Annotated in this window: 24 protein-coding genes; all 24 read right to left on the bottom strand. The window is 67.0% G+C overall.

Annotated features, from left to right (window positions below; translation table 11 throughout):
- Nucleotides 1–7: 7 nt before the first annotated feature.
- Entirely contained in the window at nt 8–1,750 is a 1,743-nt protein-coding gene (locus ACSSV4_RS19460; RefSeq protein WP_454276763.1) for a heparinase II/III family protein, read from the bottom strand.
- A gap of 384 nt (nt 1,751–2,134) precedes the next feature.
- Nucleotides 2,135–6,136 carry a baseplate multidomain protein megatron gene (locus tag ACSSV4_RS19455; protein WP_454276762.1) on the bottom strand — a complete coding sequence of 1,334 codons (4,002 nt, stop codon included), beginning with the start codon at nt 6,134–6,136 and terminating at the stop codon, nt 2,135–2,137.
- Between the two features lie 3 nt (nt 6,137–6,139).
- Nucleotides 6,140–6,583, bottom strand: coding sequence for an NlpC/P60 family protein (locus ACSSV4_RS19450; RefSeq protein WP_454276761.1), 444 nt, complete (start codon nt 6,581–6,583; stop codon nt 6,140–6,142).
- Nucleotides 6,580–7,458 (bottom strand): DUF2163 domain-containing protein, encoded by an 879-nt coding sequence (locus ACSSV4_RS19445; protein WP_454276760.1) that lies wholly within the window; start codon nt 7,456–7,458, stop codon nt 6,580–6,582. The genes ACSSV4_RS19450 and ACSSV4_RS19445 overlap by 4 nt, the downstream gene beginning before the upstream one ends.
- Nucleotides 7,455–8,087 carry a phage distal tail protein, Rcc01695 family gene (locus tag ACSSV4_RS19440; protein WP_454276759.1) on the bottom strand — a complete coding sequence of 211 codons (633 nt, stop codon included), beginning with the start codon at nt 8,085–8,087 and terminating at the stop codon, nt 7,455–7,457. Before ACSSV4_RS19440 ends, ACSSV4_RS19445 begins: the two co-directional genes overlap by 4 nt.
- Before the next feature lie 13 nt (nt 8,088–8,100).
- Nucleotides 8,101–8,760, bottom strand: a complete 660-nt coding sequence (locus tag ACSSV4_RS19435) for a phage tail tape measure protein (RefSeq protein ID WP_454276758.1) — start codon at nt 8,758–8,760, stop codon at nt 8,101–8,103.
- Nucleotides 8,753–8,959: a rcc01693 family protein gene (locus ACSSV4_RS19430; protein WP_454276757.1), complete on the bottom strand. Its 207-nt coding sequence runs from the start codon at nt 8,957–8,959 to the stop codon at nt 8,753–8,755. Before ACSSV4_RS19430 ends, ACSSV4_RS19435 begins: the two co-directional genes overlap by 8 nt.
- Nucleotides 8,956–9,279 carry a gene transfer agent family protein gene (locus ACSSV4_RS19425; protein WP_454276756.1) on the bottom strand — a complete coding sequence of 108 codons (324 nt, stop codon included), beginning with the start codon at nt 9,277–9,279 and terminating at the stop codon, nt 8,956–8,958. Before ACSSV4_RS19425 ends, ACSSV4_RS19430 begins: the two co-directional genes overlap by 4 nt.
- Before the next feature lie 2 nt (nt 9,280–9,281).
- The gene (locus ACSSV4_RS19420; RefSeq protein ID WP_454276755.1) at nt 9,282–9,695 is read right to left on the bottom strand and encodes a phage major tail protein, TP901-1 family; all 414 of its coding nucleotides are present in this window, start codon (nt 9,693–9,695) and stop codon (nt 9,282–9,284) included.
- Nucleotides 9,696–9,719: 24 nt separating this feature from the next.
- Nucleotides 9,720–10,133, bottom strand: coding sequence for a DUF3168 domain-containing protein (locus ACSSV4_RS19415; RefSeq protein WP_454276754.1), 414 nt, complete (start codon nt 10,131–10,133; stop codon nt 9,720–9,722).
- Nucleotides 10,130–10,465 carry a head-tail adaptor protein gene (locus tag ACSSV4_RS19410; protein WP_454276753.1) on the bottom strand — a complete coding sequence of 112 codons (336 nt, stop codon included), beginning with the start codon at nt 10,463–10,465 and terminating at the stop codon, nt 10,130–10,132. Before ACSSV4_RS19410 ends, ACSSV4_RS19415 begins: the two co-directional genes overlap by 4 nt.
- On the bottom strand, nt 10,465–11,064 hold the full coding sequence (locus ACSSV4_RS19405) for a head-tail connector protein (RefSeq protein ID WP_454276752.1): 600 nt from the start codon (nt 11,062–11,064) through the stop codon (nt 10,465–10,467). The genes ACSSV4_RS19410 and ACSSV4_RS19405 overlap by 1 nt, the downstream gene beginning before the upstream one ends.
- A gap of 152 nt (nt 11,065–11,216) precedes the next feature.
- Nucleotides 11,217–12,395, bottom strand: coding sequence for a phage major capsid protein (locus ACSSV4_RS19400; protein WP_454276751.1), 1,179 nt, complete (start codon nt 12,393–12,395; stop codon nt 11,217–11,219).
- Between the two features lie 36 nt (nt 12,396–12,431).
- Nucleotides 12,432–12,983, bottom strand: coding sequence for an HK97 family phage prohead protease (locus ACSSV4_RS19395; RefSeq protein WP_454276750.1), 552 nt, complete (start codon nt 12,981–12,983; stop codon nt 12,432–12,434).
- 25 nt (nt 12,984–13,008) lie between these two features.
- Nucleotides 13,009–13,248, bottom strand: coding sequence for a GTA head formation protein, RCAP_rcc01685 family (locus ACSSV4_RS19390; protein ID WP_297774161.1), 240 nt, complete (start codon nt 13,246–13,248; stop codon nt 13,009–13,011).
- Complete coding sequence (locus tag ACSSV4_RS19385) at nt 13,241–14,434, bottom strand: phage portal protein (protein WP_454276749.1); 1,194 nt, start codon at nt 14,432–14,434, stop codon at nt 13,241–13,243. Before ACSSV4_RS19385 ends, ACSSV4_RS19390 begins: the two co-directional genes overlap by 8 nt.
- Nucleotides 14,435–14,537: 103 nt before the next feature.
- The gene (locus tag ACSSV4_RS19380; protein ID WP_454276748.1) at nt 14,538–15,644 is read right to left on the bottom strand and encodes an alpha-hydroxy acid oxidase; all 1,107 of its coding nucleotides are present in this window, start codon (nt 15,642–15,644) and stop codon (nt 14,538–14,540) included.
- Nucleotides 15,645–15,648: 4 nt separating this feature from the next.
- On the bottom strand, nt 15,649–16,053 hold the full coding sequence (locus tag ACSSV4_RS19375) for a universal stress protein (protein WP_454276747.1): 405 nt from the start codon (nt 16,051–16,053) through the stop codon (nt 15,649–15,651).
- 29 nt (nt 16,054–16,082) lie between these two features.
- Nucleotides 16,083–17,063 (bottom strand): zinc-dependent alcohol dehydrogenase, encoded by a 981-nt coding sequence (locus ACSSV4_RS19370; protein WP_454276746.1) that lies wholly within the window; start codon nt 17,061–17,063, stop codon nt 16,083–16,085.
- Nucleotides 17,060–17,815, bottom strand: coding sequence for an SDR family NAD(P)-dependent oxidoreductase (locus ACSSV4_RS19365; protein ID WP_454276745.1), 756 nt, complete (start codon nt 17,813–17,815; stop codon nt 17,060–17,062). The genes ACSSV4_RS19370 and ACSSV4_RS19365 overlap by 4 nt, the downstream gene beginning before the upstream one ends.
- Complete coding sequence (gene hisD, locus ACSSV4_RS19360; protein ID WP_454276744.1) at nt 17,808–19,115, bottom strand: histidinol dehydrogenase; 1,308 nt, start codon at nt 19,113–19,115, stop codon at nt 17,808–17,810. Before hisD ends, ACSSV4_RS19365 begins: the two co-directional genes overlap by 8 nt.
- Nucleotides 19,116–19,126: 11 nt before the next feature.
- The gene (locus tag ACSSV4_RS19355) at nt 19,127–20,455 is read right to left on the bottom strand and encodes a TRAP transporter large permease (protein WP_454276743.1); all 1,329 of its coding nucleotides are present in this window, start codon (nt 20,453–20,455) and stop codon (nt 19,127–19,129) included.
- Between the two features lie 9 nt (nt 20,456–20,464).
- Nucleotides 20,465–20,977 (bottom strand): TRAP transporter small permease, encoded by a 513-nt coding sequence (locus ACSSV4_RS19350; protein ID WP_454276742.1) that lies wholly within the window; start codon nt 20,975–20,977, stop codon nt 20,465–20,467.
- Between the two features lie 112 nt (nt 20,978–21,089).
- Entirely contained in the window at nt 21,090–22,244 is a 1,155-nt protein-coding gene (locus ACSSV4_RS19345) for a TRAP transporter substrate-binding protein (protein ID WP_454276741.1), read from the bottom strand.
- Nucleotides 22,245–22,259 lie beyond the last annotated feature (15 nt).

Raw genomic sequence — 22,259 nt, 5'->3', positions numbered from 1 at the left:
TACGGTTTCAGTCCTCAGCCTCGAATTCGAGCGCATCCTCGGCGACATCGCGGATGCCGATCGGAGTATCCTTTGCCTTGGCCAGGGACCATCTCATGCGGGTCGCATACCCCAACGCACGCCCCGAGAGAACGATCTGTTTGGTCGCACGCGGTTTGAGCCGCGTTTTTTCAAGATAGACGCTCGGTTGCAAGGACAAAGCGGCCCCGCCATCGGCCCGGAAGATCCAGATCTCGCCACTGCGCAGCGCGATCGACACCGCCGCCCCCCCCATGTCGACCGAGGCATCGACCTCCGGATGCAGGTGAAACCGGATATCATAGGGTACACCGTGCAACCGCGTAGCGTCGAGCGCGCGGTCGAAGCGGCGCTTGTCCGCCTCCTCCAGCGCCAGCAGCATGTCCTCGCCCACCAGTCCCCGGCCATCCGCCGAGAGGTCAAGATTGCGCACGTGGGTCAGGCCATGGCCGCGCACATAGCCGTCATGCGCCCCCTCGAAGCGCAGCCCGTCAGGCAGCTTCGTCAGGTGCACCGGCACATGGCGCGGCGCCTCGCTCAGCCAGTCGAGATGCCGCGCGTCATTGCTCAGTCGCGCGCTCGATCCCGAGGCAAGCACAAGGGCCGAATGCGACGGCGTGGCCCGCCCCGCGCGCCGCCACTCGGACCCGAAGCTCGTGCCAGAGCCGCAATTGACAATCACCGGACGCCGACCGGAGGTCAGTTCGAAGGCCAGTGTCGAGGCATGCGCGCCGGCCGAGGCCGAGCCCTTGGGCGGCGGGGCCGCATCCACGATCACGCTGGTGCGCCCGGCGCTCAGCCGGGCAAATCCCATCGCCAGCCCATCGGGTTTGCGCGTCTTGACGCCGCTTGCGGCCAGTGCGTTGTCGAGCCGCCCGTCGAGGCCCCTGCCCCCACCATGGAACCGCGCCAGCGCGCCATCGGCATGGCGCAGGGTGCGCAGCGTTGGGGCAATCCGCTCTACCGCGCGCCAATGCGCATCCGCCGCCGACTGCCCCGAATCGCTCAGCCCCAGAGCGGCCCACGTGAGCAACGTGAACACCTCCAGCAACTCCTCGGGGTTACGCGTCGGGATACCGCCCGCCGCGTCGATCTGCCGTTCGCATTCCCGCGACAGCGCGGCGCGCGCAGGCTCTGTCAACTCCTGCATCCCCTCCAGCGACACGCCCCCGTAAATCAGCCCGGTCAGCGCCTCGAACCGGGGCAACCCCGGTGCCGACGCCTGCCAGCGCCGCGCCAGAAACCCGGTCTGCTGCGCCAGTGAGCGATAGAACGGTGCCGACGCCTCCGAGGGCTGACCGCGCAAAAGAAAAAGCGCGTGCGACATCCACCGGATCAACCGCCGGCCTGTCAGATCCGGTGTCCATCCCGGCCCTGCGCCCTTGCCATAGCGCGCGATCCACTCCCAGAGCCAGGCCTGCGCCCGTTCGCGCGCCGCCGTGTCCCCCGCGGCGGCCAGATCGTCGAGCCAGGCAAAGCCGTGCAGTTCGGCGGCGAAGGCGGCATCCGGAGCTTCGATATCCCAGATCGACACGCCTGGAGCCTGCACAAGATGACCCGCAAAGACGAAATTCCCGGCGCACAGCTGGCGTCCGCGCGCAAGATAGCCGATGCTGCGCGGTTCAGGCTGAGAGATAAAGGCGGTGGCGGGACGGCGCAACGCCGCACGGCGCGCCGTCAGACGGTTCATCGCGCGCGACCAGCGCTCTGACAGGGAATGCAGGTGGACCATGTGCCTCGACACGCTTCTTGCGGCGTTGATGGTTGCACTATAGCCAGCGGGAGCAATCAAGTCACCGACTGATTGCACCCCGGTGGGAGAGCATGAGGCTTTTGGAGGGCAAGGAGCTTGAGCGGTCGTTGGTGACAGGCAGAAGGTGCCGCGTGATTGCAGGGCCGGGGCGTGGCGATCTACGGTTGTGGCAGACGGTATGGCTCAGCCAAGCCATTCTGACCCTAACACGTTGCGCCCGCCTCGTATCACCGGGCCGCCGGAGGGCGTCTTGCCGGAGGCGTGACTCTGGCATGACGATCGCGCGGCCCTTGCCGCGCGTTTCGCCCGGGATGCGGCGACGACACCGAACGGCCAAACCTGCCTCTTATTCGGCATGTCTAGTTACAGATCAAAGCCCACAAACCGCCCGGGTCCGAAGCTGGCAGAGATCTGCGCCACCTCGATCCGCTTGCCCATGTCAGGCCCGTCCGCGCCCCGGTTCGCGGCGGTGTAGGTCCATGCTGGGCCGTCCAACACCACCTCGCGCAGCACCTGCACCCCGCGCCGCATACGCAGCAGATAGCGCTCGCTCTCCTCACCAAGCGGCACCTCGGGTGTGTCCCATCGGTCGCCACCAATGCGCGTGCGCCGGATCCACGTCACCCGCAAATCCCCTTCGGTCTCGACCAGCCGCAGATGCACCGGCGCATAGGGCCGCAGGCCTAATCCGTCAAAGGCGATCACCGCATGGCCGAAACTCGGATCATCCACTGGGCGCGCGCCCGGCCCGATCCGGTAATGCCGCGCCTGCCCGCGCTGCGCCTCGGTCAACCCGATCTGCTGCGGCACGCCATCCATCCGCACGAGGATCGAGCCCACCGGCCACGCCCCGGCCCCTTCGGTCCCCAACTGCCCGCGCAACCGGTGCCGAAGGATATAGGTCTCAGGCGCGACCAGTTCGGCATCGCGGAACTGGAACAGCTCCCATGCGTCGGGCGTGCCGTCGCCGATGGCACACAGATTGGCCCCGTTCAGCAGTGCGGTGTCGCTCACACTCGCCAGCGTGCCATGACGCATCCGCACGAACAGCCCCTCGCCCCGGTCCACCAGCCCAGCACAGGCCGGGAAAAGCGGCGTTTCGGTCAGCCCTACCGTGCTGCGCGCCGCGATCAGCGTGTTCAGCCGGTAATCGGCATCCTCGTCCGAAGCATAGAGCGCCGCCGTGCCGGGCCAGGGATCGGCGGTCACCGCGACATGCGGCGCATGCGGCACCTCCTCGCCCGTGAGCAACGGCAGATCGAGGAACAGCGGCGTCACCGGCCCCGGCGCACTGAACGGGCGCAAGCGGGCCGGAGCATCCCCGATCAGGATGGGGCGAAAACTCTCGGGCTCGATCCGCACCGCATCGACGCGCTGCGCATTGCCCATCTGCTCCACCCGATCGATGCGAAACCGCGCGCCGCCCTCGGCCTCGGGCAGTTCGATCACATCCCCCGCCCCGGTGGCCAGTTGCGATGGCGGCAGCGTCAGGCGCAGCGTGTCCACCGACACCCGCGCCTCCGACAGCCAGCGCTCGACCACCTGCCGCCCCTCGGCCCGCGTCAGCGCCAGGGGCATTTCCGACATGGCTACCGCATGGGTCGCCTCATCCGGAAGTATCGCCTCTTCCGAGATTGCCTCGAAATCGCCATCCGCCTCCAGAAACCGTAACCGCACTCGGCCCGCAAGCTCCAGGTCGCTGCCCCGCGTCTCCTCGATCACGCCGCCCAGTTCCGGGTCGCGCACCACGCGCTCCAGATCGACCACGTAATCCGCCTGCCCGTCGCGGCGGCGAAACTGCAGCACGCCGCCGCGCTCGATCGCATCCACCCCATGCGCCAGCATCAGCGGTTGCAACGCCGAGCGCGCCTCGCTCACCTGATCGACCAGATAACCGCGCACAAAGCCGGGGGCAGCCCCGGTCTCGGGCGCAACCAGCCCCGCGCGCCCGGTGATTTCCGCAATCACATCGGCCAGCCTGCGCCCGCTCACCCGGCCCGAAATCCAATGCCCCCGCGCATAGTTCCCGCCATCCGACCACAGCTGGGTATTGGCCGGAAAATAGGGATAGGGCCGCGCGTCCCAGGCCCAGACATAGGCGTGATCCGTGTCGATCATCCGCCCGTCAAACTCCTCCGATACCGGATTATGCACCGGGTCTGCCCAATAGCCCGCCATCGCCCGCAGATATTGCAGTTGAATCAACTCATCCCGCTGTCCGGTGGAATGACGCGGCAGGCTCGACTCCGACGATTTCGGATCGAGAAACTTGTTGGGCTCGTTCGTGCCCTTGTCCACCGCCGCGCAACCATATTCGGTAAAGCGGAACGGCTTGGATTGCGGCACCCATGCGGTCGGCTCCGGGCTGCGCAGGCCGCCCACACGGTCGAAATGCCGGTTCTCCCACCAGCCCCGCAAATCCTTGAACCGCCAGATCCACGGCTCATCATAGGCCGCGTCGGTGATCGGCACCCGGCGCTGCGCCGCCCGCGCCTCGGGGCTGGGATAGAACCAGTCATAGCCCTCGCCACCCTCGATATTCGATTGCAGATACTCAAGGTCATAAATCGACGACCAGTCCTGCGCGTCGCGGTGCTCATACCCCGCGCGCCAGTCGCTCAGCGGCATGTAATTGTCGATCCCGATGAAGTCGATATTCTCGTCCGACCACAGCGGATCAAGGTGAAAGAAGCGGTCGCCATCCTCCGGTTGATAGCCGAAATATTCCGACCAATCGGCGGCATAGCTGATCTTCACCTCCGGCCCCAACAGGCTGCGCACCTCGGCGGCAAGATCGACCAACTGCGCCACCGCTGGAAAGCTGTTCTGCGCACCCCGGATCTGCGTCAGGCTGCGCATCTCCGAGCCAATGCAAAAACTCTCGACCCCGCCCACGGCAGCACATAGCGCCGCCTGATGCAGAATGAACCGCCGGTAGGACCATTCCTCGGGTCCGTGATAGGCCACCGGGCTGCGCTTCACCCTACCACCAAAGCTCAGCAGGTCGAGCACCCCGGTCCCCGCCTGCTCCACCAGCTGCGCCTCGATCGGCGTCACGGTAAAATCCGCCGCCCGCGCGGTGCCGAAAAACGCCGCCACCTCGGCCTCGGCCGCTGCCATCTGATCCGGGCTGCCGTCCTGCCCCGGCGCCTTGGAGGTGGTAATCCGCCCGCGCCAGGGCAGCACCGACTGATCCTCCGCATCGCTCCACGGATCGGGCAATCCGTTGCCCGGCATCTGCTCCATCAGGATGAACGGATAATAGAGCACCTCCTGCCCCGCCTGTTGCAGCGCGAGAATGGCCTCGATCACCGCCTGATCGGTGGGTGTGCCGCCATAGACCTCGCGACCCTCGCCATCCTTCGGCACCTCTCCCGCCTGCGCGCGACGCAACCCCGACACCTCCCAGGGCATGCTCATAGCATCGAACTGCTTTTGCTCCACGCGCGGGCGAATGCGACAGTCGCCGCAACGCAGGTCATCGCCGAACCAGCTCACGATCAGCGACGTGGCACCACAGGCGGGCAACTCCCCGGTCAGCCCTTCAAGGGCGGTCACGAAATCCGGCTGCCCCGAGGGCGTGTTGACATTGGCGACGCCCGACGAACCAAACCCAAAATTCATCGTGACGGGGCTGGTCGCAAGCACATATTCCCCGCTCCCCGGCAGCATCGCCACACCCCGCACCGCGCGCACCGGGTCGAGATCCGCACCCGGTGTGCCCGCCTGCGACGGGCGGCACACCTCAAAGCTGAACTGCGGCACGCGATTGCCGAACTGGCTGATATCCAGATCCTCGATCACCACATAGGCGGTGCCGCGATAGGCGGGCACGTTGCCCGCCCCCTCCACCGCCTCGATCAGCGGGTCGGGCAGTTGATCGCGCGAGCCGGGATAGGTCCGCATGTTCAGCCCGGAAAACGGCACTTCCGTGCCATCCGCCCAGACCCGCGCCACCCGGGAGATCTCCCCCTCGCAGAGCGCGAGCGCAAGGCTTACCGAATAGCTGATCTGTCGCGTGTCGGGCGTGGCGGGACGCGGGGTGCCCTTGCCGCCACCCCGGTTGCCCGGCGTCACGGTGACGTTCTCGCGAAACTCGGTGGCCCAGATCACCTGCCCGCCCACGCGCATGCGGCCATAAACCTGCGGGATCGCGTCACCCTCGCCAGCGCCGGTCAGGCGCAGCCGGCTGACGCGCCCGGTCTCGACCACCTCCGAGCCCTGCCCCAGCAGCCGCTGATCGATCGACCGGCCGATCACGGCCCCGGCAAAGCGCCCGATCGTCACCGACGACAAGCCAAGCGCCGTGCCGCCCACCGCGCCGCCAATCGCTGCCCCCGCGGCGGATAACAGAATGGTTGCCATGGCTTAGCCCTCCTCGGGAAATTGAAATCGCGCCACGATGCGCCGCCGCCAGGGCGCGCTCAGCGCGGTCTCGACCACGCCATGCCCCGAATAGGCATGGATGAACGTGGCACTCGCGCCGGTCTCGGCCACGATGCCCAGATGCTTGGCGACGGAGCCCTCGCGCATGCGAAACAGGATCACATCGCCCGCCGCCTCATCGAGCAGAGCCTTGGCCCGCAGATTCCGCGCGGCGGCCTGCCACAGCGCCTCTTGCCGTGCAGGCTCGGCCCAGTCCATCGAATAGGCGGGCGGGCGCTCGGGCTCGGCACCCTTGACCTCACGCCAGACCCCGCGCACCAGCCCCAGGCAATCGCAACCCGCCCCGCGACAGGCCGCCTGATGCCGGTAGGGCGTGCCGATCCAGCCCCGCGCCGCCGTGACAATCCGCGCGCCCTGCCCGCTCATCTGCGGCGGCTCCCGCCATCGAGGGCCGGGCTCTTGGTCGGATCGGTGATCGTCCAGTCATCGCCGGGAATATCCGGGAAGCGCTGAAAATTCAGCAGGTTGTCGAACTTGAACTGACAGGTGGGCATCCGCTTGTCACAGCCCGCCTCGATCCGCAGCGCATCGCCCGCCACCACCTGCGCCCCAAAAGGCTGCCACAGCTCGATCACCCGGCCCGCGCCTTCCATACGGTCCCTTTTGATCAGCCCGATCAGCCCCGTGGCCGCCCCGCTCCGCACCCGGATCACCCCGTGCCGAAACCAATCGTCTTCAAACCCGCCCATCTCGGCGAAGCGAAAGACACGATTCTCCTCGACGACCTCGGCAGATCGCTCCGAAACATACCCAGGCGTATTGAGATCAAAGGTGCAGTCGCGATCCCCCAGAACCGCGCTGCAACTCTTCTGAAACACTCGCCCCAAAGGCACGTTGAGCGCATCGGTCAACCCGCGCAATTCCGCCTCGAACGCCCCTCCCGCGCGTCGCAACTCGCCCATCGTGCCGCGAAAGATCAGCGCGCGCGCGTCCACGTCCTGCCAGTTCACCAGCCAGGCCCGCAACTCCGCCCCGTCATAGCGCCCCGCCTCGATATCCGCCTCGCGAATGGCCGCGTCGCTGAGCGCCCCAAACGCCTCGGTGTTGTCCACCGACAGCCCCGTCGTCTGCTGCAAGGCCAGCGCGCTCAGCCCGGTATCGGGACGAAACGCGATCCCCTCGAACGCCAGCGCCCGGTCGTGATCGGTAAATCCCATCACCATCCCGTCACGCCGCGTCAGCGCCCAACAGCGGCAGGTCGTCGTCAGCCCGGTCCCGAGATGCGCCAACAGCCCGCTCATACCCGGATCTCCACCACCGGCACATTGGGCACCTCACCGGCCTGAAAACTGGCAAGGCTGGTCTGGATTCGGTCGGTATCGAACCGCACGGGCACGTCGAACTCATAGCCCGCCGTGATCGCCACATCGCGGTTGGGCGGCTCGGAAAACGTGACGATGCCGGTCGTGGTATCGACCTCGTAATGCACGCCCTCGCGCATCTCGACATTGGCCAGCCCCATGCGCACGCTGCCTTGCACCGGCTTGACGATGGGCCGCACCGCCACCTGCTCGCCCGAGCGGTAGGTCTTGACCAGTTGAAACGCCACGGTGGCATCATCGCCGACCCCGATTTCCTGATCGAGGTAATCCGGCGTGGCCTTGGCCCGGCCCGACTTGAAATCGGTCCAGTCCTTCCATCGAAAGCCGAACAACTGCCCGCGCCGCGCCTCGAAAAACGCGATCAACGCCTCGATATCGTCGAGCGAGCGCAGCGCCACCCCCGCGTCATAGCGCCTGCGCGCCTGCGCCCAGGGCGTGTTGCGCTCCTCGAACCCGTTGGCGAGCGTGACGATATCCGTCAGCCGCTCCGGCCCGCCGAGCGAGCCGAAGCTCAGGCTCGCCGGAAACCTGACCTCGTGAAATCCCATGTCCCTCTCCCCTCTAGCGATTGCGCCCGCCGCGCCCGATCACGCGGCCCAACTGCGCTGCGATCTGCCCCTGGCTGCGGCGAAACCCGTCCACGTCCGGCGTCTGTATATTCATCACCACGCTGACAGTGCCGCCGCCCTGCGCGCGCACGCCCAACCGCCCGTCCGGGCCACGGCTCAGCGGCATGATCGCCTCCGGCCCCGCCTCGCCCATCAGCCCGGTGCCGCCGCGCATCGGAAAGGTCACCGGCCCGCTCACCACCCCGCCAGTGGCAAAGGGCTGCACCCGCCCCTGCGAGAAACTCGAGCCCTTGGCGAACGGGAACAGCCCCTGCACGAGGCCGCCCACGCCCTGCGCGATCAGCCCGCCCAACTGATCCGTCACGGGGCGCGTCGCGTCGTTGAAGGCGGTGTTGACCATGATCGTCGCCAGCCGGCGCAGGCTGTCCGACAGGCAATCGCCCTCCACCACAGCACCCCGCAGGGCCGAGCGCAGGCCCCGGCTCAGCCCCCGGTCGAGCGTCTGCACATCCTGCCCCGCGCTCGCGAATCCGCCCCGCACCCGGCCCAGTTCCGCGTTGAAGGCAGCCGCCATGCCGGTGGCCTGCCCCAGTGCGTCGTCGAGTGCGGTGATCTGCGCCTCCAGATCATCGGCGCGCTCCAGCTCATCCATCGCTCATCTCTCCTTGCTCATCGGGAAAGGCGCGTAGCAGCGCCTCCAGCCCGTCCCGCGCCATCGGGCGCACGCCCTCGCGCTCGCCCAGCATCAGGCGCAACTCTGCGGGCGTCAGCGCCCAGAACTCCGCCGGGCGCAGACCAAGGCCCTGCATCCCGGCGCGCATCAGCGCGGGCCAGTCGAACCGATCGCTCATGCGCCCGCCTCGGGCAGGGCAAAGGCGCGCGCCAGCAACTCCGCCGCCGCGCGCGCCGCCGCCAGCGGCCCGCCCTTGATCTCGGCCCTCAGCAAATCCGCCGCCGACCCGCGCCAGCCGCCGCCGCGCAGCCCCGCCACGATCAGCGACAGCACATCACGCGTCGAAAACGCCCCCTCCTCGAACCGCGCCACCAGATCGACAAGCGAGCCTTGCTCCAGCGCCGCCTCCAACTCGGCCAGCGCCCCCAGCGTCAGCCGCATCACATGCCGCTCGCCGCCGATCACCAGCGCCACCTCGCCTGCCCAGGGGTTCGCCATGCTCACAGCACCGTAAAGCTCAGCCGCCCCGCCGAGGCGAGGCCCAGCTCATAGGTCGCCTCGCCGTCATGGGTGCCGCCATACTCGATCGCCGTCACCTGAAACGGCCCCTCGATGGTGCCGAAATCGGGGATCACCACCTGAAAATCCGGCATCTCGCCATCAAAGAAGATCTGCCGCGCCCGCGCGTCGCTCGCCGCATCCCGAAAGATGCCCGAGCCGCTGATGCTCGCCGATTTCACACCGGCACCCGCCAGCAATTCGCGCCAGCCCCCGGCGGATTCGAGGCTTGTGACATCCACGCTTTCGGCGTTGAAACTCACCCGCGTGGCCCGCAGCCCCGCCACGGTCTGGAAATTGCCGCTGCCGTTGAGGTCGATCTTGATCAGCAGGTCCTTGCCGTTCTGCACTGCCATTGGTCTTACTCCATCATCCTTGGGTTAGGCGCCGTCATCGACACGCGCGCGAAAAGTCAGATCAATCCGACGGCGGCTGCCACGGGTCTCGCGCCGGGCCCGGGCGCGCCAGAACTGCACCGCCACTGCGCGCCCCCGAGCCAGCGTCATCTCCGCACCTTCCAGCGCGTCGCTCACGGCACCCGCCACCTGTTTTGCCTCCAGAAACCCGGCCGCCTCGCTGACCACCGTCACCGTCAGCCGGTGCCACGCGCCCGCCGCAGTGCCATCGCCGCGCGCCCGCGCATCCTCGGGGCCGAGGGTCACGTAAAGCGGCGGCACAGCGCCGTTGGGCACCGCGTCATAGATCGCATCGCCCACCAGTGCCGCCAATGCTGCATCCCCGCGCAACCGCTCGAACACCGCCTGTTGCAAGGCCGCCGACACGCCGTAACTCATGTCACCACCTCCTCTTCGGCCCAGAGCGTGAGAAACCGGCGCTCCGCGTCCTGCTCGGTTACCGACAGGATGGTGAAGATCCGCGCGCCATCGCGCAGCCGCTGCCCAGGGTTGGGGCGCTGCGGGCTGCCTTGCGGGGCGGCGCGCACGGTGATCCGGAACCCGGCCCGCGCCACGCTCACGCCCTCGCCCTCGGCCTCGCGGCCCGTGCGCGCACGCACCTCCGCCCAAAGCGTGCCGCGCGCCTGCCATGTCTCATTGAATCCGCCCGCCCCGTCAGGACTCCGCGCCGCGGCCTCCAGCGCGAGGGGCCGGTTGAGCCGCACCGCCATCACCGCGCCCCCCCGCCCAGCAGGCGCACGGTGCGATAGCGCTCGATCAGGCTCGACACGCCGAAGGGCATGCAGCCGCCGCTCAGCCCGGTCTCGTGCCGATACTCGTAATAATGCGCCGCCAGCATCAGCACCGCCTGCGCCAGATCCGACGGCAGATCGCCCCAGCCCGCGCCATAGCCCGCGCGAAACACGATCTCGGCCACGCCCCCCGGCGCGATCGACGGCAGGAGCGTGCCCGCCGGGCGCAACACCGGGCGATGCGCGTCGCGCTCCAGCCGGTAGAGCGCAGGCGCGATCACCTCTTCCTCGTCATCCCGGTTGCGCAAGATGAGGCTAACGATCTCACTGATCGGTGCGACCGGCAGCGCCTGCCCTTCCGCATCGCGCCAGCCGCTCAGCACCCAGGAAAACTCGCGCTCCAGCAACACCTTGCCGGTGCGCGCCTCGATCGCCGCCAGCGCGGCCCGCAGGAAACTCTCCAATACAGGGTCCTGGATATCGCCATCCGAAAACCCCGTCCCCAGCCGCAGATGCGCCTTGAATTCCGCCAGCGGCAGCGCGGTCAGGGGCACCGCGGTCTCTTCCATCAACATCATGGACCTACTCCATATATCCCGGACCCCTCCGGTGAGTGAGGCGCGCGCCGCCCGGCGTTGCACGGACGGAGGGGGTGACTGAACAACGCCGTATCAAAGGCCACGCGCGCCCCGGACGGAGGCCAAACCGCCCCCGCCCCGATCACCGCCCCTTACGAGACGGCGAACCGCATGAGCTTGATCGCCTTGAAATCGCTCACATCGCCGCCGACACGCTTGGTCGCATAAAACAGCACATGCGGCTTGGCGCTGTAGGGATCGCGCAGCACCCGCAGATCGGGCCGCTCGGCCACGGTATAGCCCGCGCCGAAATCACCGAACGCAATGGCATCCGCCCCGCTCGCGATATCCGGCATGTCCTCGGCGATCAGCACCGGATAGCCCAGCAGCCGCGCAGGCTCTCCGGCGGCCAGACCGTCCGACCACAGGAACCGGCCATCGGCATCCTTCATCTTGCGCACGGCCCCGGCGGTGCGCGAATTCATCACGAAGGTCGCATGCGCGCGGTACTGTGCGCCCAGCGCGTAGACCAGGTCGATGATCGGATCGGGCCCGCCGATATCACCATCCACGCCGGTGGGCACATAGCCCAGATTGCCCCAGGCCCAGACATCGTTATCGACCGCCGGATGCGTGAGGAATCCGCGCGGCTTGTCCACCCCGTCACCCGCGATGAACGCCGCCGCCTCGGCGCGCGCGAACTTGTCGGCGATCCGCCCCGCCAGCCAACCCTCGACGTCAAATGCACTGTCATCAAGCAGCCGCTGCGACGCCTTCGGCAACGCGCTCAACTCATGCAGCGGGATGCTGATCCGGTCGATGATCGGCGTGTCGCTCTCGGCCACGGGTCCGGTCTCGGTGGCCCAGCCATGGCCCACATCGGCATGGTCAATGAGCACGTCAAAACTTGTCGACTCGACGGCCACGACGTTGGCCACGGCACGGATCGACGCGGTCGAACTCAGCACCGAGCGGATCGTCTCGGCGGTCTGCGGATCGACCAGATAACCGCCCTCACCGGCCACGGCGGTATTGAGCGCCTTGCCCTCCAGCTCCAGCCCGCGCAGCCCGTCATCGTCGCCCGCCCGCAGATAGGCATCAAAGGCCTTGCGATGCGGCGCGCCTGCGTCGGCAGCTGCGGCCAGATGCGGGCGCGCCATGGTGATTGTCTTGCGTTCAAACATGGTCATCTTCTCTTCCTGCTGTTGAAGCCGTTTGTGAATGTCGGACTGAAAGCCCTTGAATTCGCTCAGGAACCCCGCCACGGCGGTGCTCACCTCTGCCGCCGGAGACAGATCTTCCCCGGCCCGAGCCTGCGCTTGGGTTGTCATCGTTTTTCCCTTCAGCTTGGTCTGGTCGCGCGGGGGTTACATCCGCGCCATCTCCCGGCGGGCCGCGTCGAACACAGCCGCCAATTCACGCAAAGTCTCGTCCTGCGGGCGCTCGCCCTTGGCCGCCACCCGCGCACTGGGCAGCATCGGAAAGGTCACCAGCGACACCTCCCAAAGCTCCAGTTCCTGCAAGAGCCTGCGGCCCTTGTCGCCCTTGGTCGCGCGCAGCGTCCGGTAGCCGATGCTCAGCCCGTCGATCGCCCCCGCCGCGATCAGGGCCACCGCCTCGCGCGCACGCCCCACGCTCTCCAGCAACCGCCCCTTCACATACAGGCCACGCGCATCCTCGCGCACCTCGTCCCAGATGCCGATGGGCTGTGCCGGATCGTGCTGCCACAGCATCTTGACGCGCCGCCCCTCGGCGGCCAGCCGCGTCAGGCTCGCGGCATAGGCCCCCTTGGCCACCACGTCCCCGCTCTGATCGGGCGCATCGAACAGGCTTGCATAACCCTCGATCCGCCCCTCCTCGCTCACGCTCAGCGCCGCACCCTCGGGCCGCGCGAACTTGCGCTCAAGTCCGTTCTCCATCCACCTCATCCTTTCGTTTCCAAACTCACGGCAACGCCGCCAGGATCGGCTGAAACGCCTGCACCAATATCGCCGCGACCACGCCGTAAACCGCCAGCCACAGCCGCCGCTCCAACCGCTCCAGCGCCGCCTCCAGCCGCTCCAGCCGCTCCTGTGTGGCCCTGACCTGTAATTCCGAGACCCGCTCATGCGCCTCCAGCCGCAGCGCGGGCGCGCAATCGAACGGCTCGAACCCGTAGCGCGGCGGCGGCGCGCCCTCAGCCATCCGCATCCCCCCGCGCCAAGGCAGGCAGGCCCAGCAAGTCGCGCTTTTCCGCTGCGGTCAGGAACTCCGCCTGCGCCACCCGCGCCCATTGCGCGTCACGTTCCGCCGACAGCGCCGACACCTGATCGAGGTCCGGGCGCAATTCGAACGGCTCTCCCGCCATGCGCGCCAGCCACGCCGCCACGGCAGCACTGACGCGCGTCGCCAGCGGCAACACCGTCAGGCGGTAAAACGCCCGGTTCGCCTCCTGATAATTGGCGAGTGTCGCGTCGCCGGGAATGCCCAGCAACATCGGCGGCACCCCGAAGGCCAGCGCGATTTCGCGCGCCGCGCTCTCCTTGGTCTTCTGGAACTCCATGTCCGACGGGCTGAACCCCATCGGTTTCCAGTCAAGCCCGCCTTCCAGCAGCATCGGGCGGCCCGCATTGCGCGCGCCCTGATGATGCGCCTCCATCTCGGCGACCAGCCGGTCATACTGATCAGAGCCAAGCGCCCCCTGCCCCTCGGCCCCCTTGTAGACGATCGCCCCCGAGGGCCGCGCGGCATTGTCCAAGAGCGCCTTCGACCACCGGCTCGCGGCATTATGCACGTCCACCGCCTGCGCCGCCGCCTGCAACGGCGACAACCCGTAATGATCGTCCTGCGGGTGAAAGCTCTTGATATGGCAGATGCAGGGGGCGCCTTCGGAGACATCGAACCGATGCTTGCGCCCGGCCACCGCATATTCATAGCCCACCGGCCAGCCATCCGCGCCCGGCACGACGCTCATCCGGTCCGAACGCAGCACGTGCAACTCCACCGGCACGCCGCCCGCACCCACGGCCTCGACATAGGCATTGCCGGTCAGCAACAACTGACCATAGAGCGCCTCAAACAGTTCCGCCCGTCCCTGCGCCGGGTTCGGCATCTTGATAAGGCTCAGAACGGGATGCACCGCAAAGCGTTGCTCGGCATCCTGCAGCACCAGCGGCAGGGCGGCGGCGGCCTCGGCGATCATCTTGACACAGCGAAACCCCACCGGATTGCCCGCAAAGCCGGTGCGCGCAAGGCTCACCACGTCGCGCGGGCTCCAGGCCACACGACCGGCCCCGCCCCAGGCGACGACGCGACCCGTAGCACTCGCCTTCTGCTCAGCGACAGCCTGCGCCTCCGCCCCACCCCCCTGCCGGAAGAAATCCAGTATCATCGCGCTACTCTCCTTGATCCCGCATCGGTTCAGGCCTCTTGCCCGCTTGATGAGGATCAGACCCCGAAAGGTTTAAGGAAAGTAAACCGGAGCGTGCGCCGCCTCAGCCCTTCGGCCCGGCCTCCAGCGATACCCGCCCGGTCTGCGCCATCGCCGCGCTCAATTCCAGGCTCAGCACCTCCCAGAGCCGCTGCAACCCCTCCTCACCTGCCGCCGCGATGGCGAATTGCAGGATGCGCCCCAGAAAGGTGAAATCGGCGCCTTGGCTCAGCGCCTTGAGCACATCCTCGCCCGAGCGCAGCCCGCTGTCATAGAAAAGCGCCATGTCGGGGCCCACAGCGCTGCGGATGCGCGCCAGCGCGTCGATAGGCGGCGGCGCGCTCTCCAGTTGTCGCGCACCATGGCTGGAGACCTGGATGGCATCCACACCCGATGCGGCCAGCCTTACGGCATCCTCGACATCCAACACCCCCTTGACCACCAGCTTGCCCGGCCACATCTCGCGCAGCCGCGCCAGCGTGTCCCAGGTGGCGCGCGCGCGGCTCTCGGTGCGATCGAAGGCATAGCCCGGCATCTGGAAATTCGCCATCTCCGGGCGGCCATGCAAAAGCGTGCGCAGCGACCACGACGGGTGCAGCGCGAAATCGAGAAATTGCCTCGGCCCAAGCCTGAACGGCATGGTAAAGCCGTGGCGCAATTCGCGCGGGCGGCGGCCCAGTTCCGGCACGTCCACGGTGAGGATCAGCACCTCGTAGCCCGCATCGCGCGCCCGCTCGGCCAGACGAAACGTGCCACAGCCATCGCCACTAAAATAGAGCTGGAACCACGCCCGCCCCTCAGCCACTTCAATAAGCCTTTCCAACGGGGTAGAGGCCACAGTTGACACGCCCAAAGGCACCTTTTGGCGCGCCGCCAGCCGCGCCAGCATCAGGTCGGCCCCGGGGCCAGACAGGTTACACATCCCCATCGGCGCAATGCCGAAGGGCCGCCCAGCCCGCCCCCCGAACAGCGGCACGCTCAGATCACGCGCGCTCACATCTCGCAGGATGCGCGGGGTCAGCGGAATCGCATCGAATGCCGCGCGATTGCGCGCCGCGCCGGTCTCGCGCCCCGCCGCGCCGTCGATATAGTCGAACACCATCCACGGCAGACGGAGGCGGGCCAGACGGCGCGCATCCTCGGCGCTGTGGATATGCGCGGCGCGCGCCAAGGGATCAGCGCGTCACATGCACCGCGCAGGGCGCATGCCGCACGACCCGCGCGGCGGTAGAACCGAGAAAGTAATCCCGCAGCCCCGGCTTGTGCGAGCCGATGACGATGCAGTCGGCCTTAATTTCGGTGGAATAGTCCACGATGGTCCGATAACTGTGGCCCTTCTTGAGCACCGGTTTGACCTCCGGATGCTCCGCCAGCTTTTCGGCCATGCGCGTGCGCGCCATCTCGAACCCGGCGCGCACCATCTCTTCGTCAAGATAGGCCCCGACCGCGCCGCTCGGCGTCTCGTAGACGTGCAGTGCAATGATCTCGCCGCCCTCGTCCAGCAGCGTGCGGGCGATCTCGAGGGTTTCCGGCGAAAGCCCGTGATCGAGGGCCATCGGCACGAGAATGCGTTTATACATGATGTCGGCTCCTTTTCAGATGCCCCGCGCTATCCGGCGGGATCAAGAATGATCTTGGGCGCGGCCACCCTGCCCGCGCGCAGATCGGCAAAGGCGGTGGCCCCGTCCGACAGCCCGCGCGCCTCGGTCCAGTCGAGGGGCCCAAGCCGCCCGTCAAAGATCGCCTGCGCGGTGTCGCGGAAATCCTGCGCGGTGTAGGTATAGGTCCCGATGAAGGTAATCTCCTGCAAGGTCATGCGCCGGATATCGAGCCCGCCTGCATCTTCGCCCAGCCCGACATGCGCGATCACCCCACCCGGCGCGGCACAGGCCGAGGCGGCAGCACGCGTGGCGGCATAGCCCACGGCGTCGATCACCAGGCCGAACTGCCCGCGCGCCTCGTCCACCACATGCAGCCCGCAGCGCTCGGCCAGATACGTCCGGCGCGCCGGGTTTGGCTCGGACAGGGTGACATCTGCCACCCCCTGCGCCACCAGCGCCAGCGCCGCCGCAAGCCCGATGGCCCCGCCACCGATCACCAATGCTGCCTCTGGCACCCCCGGCCCACGCGCCGCAATCGCCAGCCGCACCGCGTGCCAGCTGACCGCCAGCGGTTCGGCCAGCGCGGCCTTGGCCAGTGGCACATCCGGCGGCACCGGGACAAGATTGCGCGCGGGCATGGCGACATATTCCGCAAACGCCCCCTCGCGCGGCGGCATCGAGATGATCTGCCGCGCCGCGCAGATGTTCTCGCGCCCCGCACGGCAGGCGTCGCAGTGCCCGCAGGTCACCAGCGGATTGATCGTCACGCGCTCTCCCGCCCGTGGCCCGCCGACGATCACGCCTGCCGCCTCGTGCCCGAGGATCAGCGGTGCGGGACGGCGCGCGTCATGACCCAGATAGGCATGCATGTCAGAGCCGCAAATGCCCACTGCAGTGACCCGGATCAGCTCCTCACCCGCGCGCGTCTCCGCATCTGGCACATTGCGCAACACAAGATGTTCGGGGCCTTCGTAAATAAGCGCCTTCATTTTGCGGTAAACCCTCCATCGACCATCAGAACCTGCCCCGTCACATAGCGTGACGCCTCGGAGCAGAGAAACAGCAGTGGGCCATCCATATCCGACAGATCGCCATTGCGCCCGATGCAGGTCTGCGCCGCGTTGCGCGCCGCGCGCTCCGCATCGCCAAAGATCGCCTGTGTCAGTTCAGTGGGGAAAAACCCCGGCCCGATGGCATTGGCGGTAATGCCGTCGCGCGACCACGCCTCGGCCATGGCGCGGGTCAGCTGCGCGATGCCCGCCTTGCTCGCTCCATAGGCAATTCCGCCCGGAAAGGCGCGCGTGGTCTGGAGCGAGGCGAAATTGACCACCCGCCCCCAGCCATCCGCGCGCATGCCCGACACCAGCGCCTGCGTCAGGAAAAACGGCGCGGTGAGGTTGAGCGCAAGCGTGGCGTCCCAGCCCTCGGGCGTGACCTCATCGGCAGCCTGCCGCGTGTTCACCCCCGCCGCATGCACCACGATCTGCGGCGCACCAAAAGGCGCGCGGATCGCCGCCACCGTCTCGGGTAGCGCGTCGCGGTCCGCCACATCGGCCACGACATAGGCAGCATGTTCTCCTGCCTCCGCCACCCAATCCCGCAGCGAATCCCCGCGCCGGGCGACGCCGACCACGCGGGCACCCGCACGGGCCAGCACCAGCGCCGCATGCCGCCCCAGACCAGAACTCGCCCCGGTGACGCAGGCGACCCGGCCCTTCACACTGAAGAGATCGTCAGCCATTGGCGGTCAGATCAAAGGTCTCATCGGGAAAATACTTGGCCAGCCGCACATCGGCGGCGCGGGCATGCCCCTCCATCCCTTCAAGGCGCGAGATGCGCGCCGTCGCCTCGGCGATGGATTTCGCACCTTCGCGGGTGGCCCGCTGCCAAGTGACGATCTTCATATACTTATGCACACTCAGCCCGCCGGTATAGCGCGCCGCACCAGAGGTGGGCAGCACATGGTTGGTGCCCGCCGCCTTGTCACCATAGGCCACCGTCGTTTCCTCGCCCAGAAACAGCGAGCCATAACAAGTCAGCCGATCCAGCCACCAATCAAGATCGCCGGCCTGCACCGTCAGGTGTTCGGGCGCGTAGGCGTCGGAGGCGGCCGCCATCTCCTCGCGGTCGGCACATAGGATCACCTCGGCATAATCGCGCCACGCGGCGGCGGCGTTTTCGGCGTTCACCTCCGGCAAATCCGCAATCAGACCCGGCACCCGCGCCATAACGTCCTCGGCGAGCGCGCGATCGTCGGTCACCAGCCAGACGGGCGAGTTATAGCCATGTTCGGCCTGGCTCACCAAGTCCGTCGCCACGATATGCGGATCGGCGCTGCTGTCGGCAAGGATCAGGCTGTCGGTCGGCCCGGCGATCATGTCGATCCCAACCCGGCCAAAGAGAATACGCTTGGCCTCGGCGACGAACTGATTGCCGGGACCGACGAGGATATTGGCACGTGGCAGGCCGAAAAGGCCAAAGGTCATCGCCGCCACCCCCTGTACCCCGCCCATGGCAAGGATCTGATCCGCCCCGCAGATATGCGCGGCATAGATAATCGCCGGATTGACGCCCACATCCGGGCGCGGCGGTGAACAGGCGGTGATATGACGGCAGCCCGCGACCTTGGCCGTGGTCACGGTCATGATCGCGCTTGCGATATGGCTATAACGCCCGCCCGGCACATAGCAGCCCGCCGCATCCACCGGGATCGCCTTTTGCCCCGCGATCATCCCCGGCACCACCTCGTGCTCGACATTGGCGACGGTGGATTTCTGCATCTCGGCAAAACGGCGCACGTTGTCATGGGCAAAGCGGATATCGGCCTTGAGCTTTTCAGGGACCAAGGCACAGGCGGCCTCGATCTCGGCTTGCGTCATCAGGACGTTGCCCTCGTATTTGTCGAACTTCGCGGCATACTCCAGCGCCGCCTTGTCGCCCCCCGCCTCGATATCGTTGAGAATGGCAATCACCGTGTCATGCACGTCGCCCGCATTCGACGCGGAGGTGAGGCGAGCTTTCTTGAGGTATTCCAGAGCCATGTAAACAGGTCCTATTTGTAGATGTCAGGCAGAAGCGTGGTTGAAACGGCGGGCACATAGGCGATCAGCAGAACGACCACGAACATGCCCAGAACAAAGGGCACCGCGCGCCAGGCGATCCGCAGGATCGACTCGCCGGTGATGCCCGAGACGACGAAAAGGTTAAGCCCCAGAGGCGGCGTGATGAACCCCACGCCGAGCGCGGTGATCATCATGATGCAGAACTGGATCTCGTTCATGCCGATATTGTCGGCCAATGGCTTCAGGATCGGCGCAAGGATCACGATATTGGGCGTCGTCTCCATCACGCAGCCCGCCGCGATCAGGATGCCGATCATCAAGAGAATCAGCAGCCACGGCTCATCGGTCAGGCCGGTGACGGCGGTGACAAAGCCCTGCGGCACGCCCATGATCGCCAGCGCCTCGGCCAGCGGGGCCGAAAACGCGATGATCGGCAGGATCACCCCGTTGACCTTGGCCGAACTCACCAGCATCGCCGGGAAATCCGCAAGGCTCAGCGTGCGCAGGATGAACCCCATGAGGATCGTCACCACGACCGCCGTCGCCCCGGCCTCGGTCGGCGTGAGGCGTCCTGAAAAGATGCCGTAAAAGATGATCCCCGGCACGATGAACGCATACCAGCCCGAGGCGAGCGCGCGCCCGAGATTGCCCAACCACTCGCCAAAGGACAGCCTGCCGCCGCCCTCGTAATCGTAGATCCGGTTGACGATGATATTGGTCACAAGGATCGACACGAGGATCGCAATGCCCGGAATGAGCGCCGCCATGAAGAGTGTCGAGGCCGAAATGCCCAGCACGAGGCCGATGATGATATAGGCGATCGAGGGCGGGATGAGGATGCCGGTGCAGGCGCCTGCCGCCACCAGCGCGCAGGCATAGGGGCGCGGATAGCCCGATTCAACCAGCCGTGCGATGGTCATCCGCCCGACCGCCGCCGCCCCCGCCGCGTCGGAGCCGGAAATCGCCGCGAACATCCCGCAGACCAGCACCGTGGCCGAACCGAACCCCCCCTTGGCAAAGCAGGTGAGCGCCTCGGCCACGTCGAGAAACTTGCGGCTCAGCCCGGTGCGCACCAGCACGTCGCCGGTCAGGATGAAGAGCGGCACGGCCGTGAGCGCAAAGGCGTCGATGCCCGTGAACAGGCTCTCGCCCACAAGGCTGAGCGGCAGGTCGCCCGACATCACCAGCATGATGATCGCCGCCGACCCGATGGCGGCCCAGACCGGCACCGCGAGCGCGATCAGACCGACGAAGAGGATCACCGGAAGGTAGAAATCCCACCCCAGCTCCACGGTTTGTTCCATCGCACCCCAAAGCATCGCGCACCCTCAATCAAAGAGTTTGTCGCCCTCGAAGACGGGCGTGCCGTCCCGGAGCGATCTGAAATCCCGAAACAGCGATTGCACGAGACGAAAGAGCATGAGCGAAAAGCCGACAGGCACCGCCATGATGAACCACACCATCGAAACCCGCAGCCCGGCGCTGACCGAGCCGAACTTGGCCGAGACCAGCACCGCCTCCCACGACCAGTAGAGCGCGACCATCGCAACCGCGACCATCACCAGATCGCCGAAGATATAAAGCAGCGCCTTGAGCCGTGGCCCGAGGTAATGCATCACCACGTCGATGCGGATGTGGGCACGTTCCTTGACCGCCGCAGCGGCCCCGATCCAGGCGAGGTAGATGAAGGAATAGCGCACGATCTCCTCGCCCCAGACCGAGGAGTAGGAGAAGATTTCACGCCGGATCACCTCGACCGCCATGGTCACGACCAGCATCACGTAAAACACCAGAAGCAGCCAGCGTTCGGCGTCGCGGTCCAGGCGGCGCAGGATGGACATGGGGGTTCTCCTCGGGCGTGGTCAGTCAGAACCCGCCCGCGCGACATTGCCGTCGCGCGGGGGCACGGACATCGGGCGTTCGGGGCGCGCAACCGCGCGTGCCCCGCAGGGCTCAGGCGTCGTGAACGTAATAGCGGCTCTGCGTCCCGGCAGCCTCGACCAGCTTGTCGAACACCTCCATCGAGCCCGCGAGTTCGGTCTTGTAGCCGTCCCATTCGGAGCGCTGATAACCCACCGTCTCCTGCCACTCGGCCAGTTGGTCGTCGCTCAGCGAATGGAACTCCACGCCCGACTTGCGCATCTCGGCCATCGCATAGGTCCGCGCCGAGGGCACCTTGGCAAGGTTCTGCTGGAAACTCATCTCAGAGGCCCATTCGATCGCGTCCTGCACGTCGCCGGGCAAGCCGTTGAACCATTCCAGATTGCAGGCATAGGCCTGGCTGTCGGGCACCGCCTGGGTAAAGGTCACATGGCTGAGAATGTCCTTGAACCCGAAGGCATAGAGAGCGCCAACCGCCGGGTCGAGCGCATCGGCCACGCCCTGCTTGATCGCCGAAGGCGTCTCGCCCCAGGCCACCGGTGTCGGGTTGGCCCCGCCCATGCGGTAGAATTGCTGCAGCATCTTGGAGCCGGGCACGCGGAACTTGATGCCCTGAAGGTCGGCTGGCGTCATGATCGCGCCACCGCCGCCCTTGCGCACCGCCATCACACGCGGGTCGATGCAGAAATAGAACATCGGCTTGAAGCCGCGCTCCTCGACCAGCGCGTTGACCTCCTTCTTCCAGATATCCGAGGTCACAAGGTTCACGAACCGCTGATTGGCGCCGCAGAAATAGGGCATGTTGATCAGGTCCACCGCCGGCGCAAAGGGCGCGAAATTCGACAGCGAGAACTGACCGGCATTGACCGTGGCGCCCTGCACCTTCTGCGCCAGCGCCGAACCGACGCCAAGCTGCCCGCCGGGGGCCAGTTTGACGTAGATCTTGCCGTTCGAGGCGTTCTGAAGGTTTTCCTTCACATCAAGCTGCATCATCGGATAGGCGCGCGACGTGCCGATCACATATTCGGTCGCCAGCGTCATGATGTGGTCAGCGGCGCGCTCGCGCTCGCTTTCCTCCTTGGCGGTCTGTGCCACGGCCTCGGTCGACCAGAGCATGCCCCCCGCACCGGCCACGAGGGCTGCGGTAAAGCTGCCGGTGCTCGCCAGCTTCAGGAAATTCCGGCGCGCGGCCGACTCGAGTTCCTTGCGTTCAGTATCCAAGATCATCTCCTCCCATTTCGA

This window comes from Roseovarius sp. MBR-154 (genome assembly GCF_053628595.1).
This window is presented reverse-complemented; position numbering and strand designations above follow the sequence as displayed.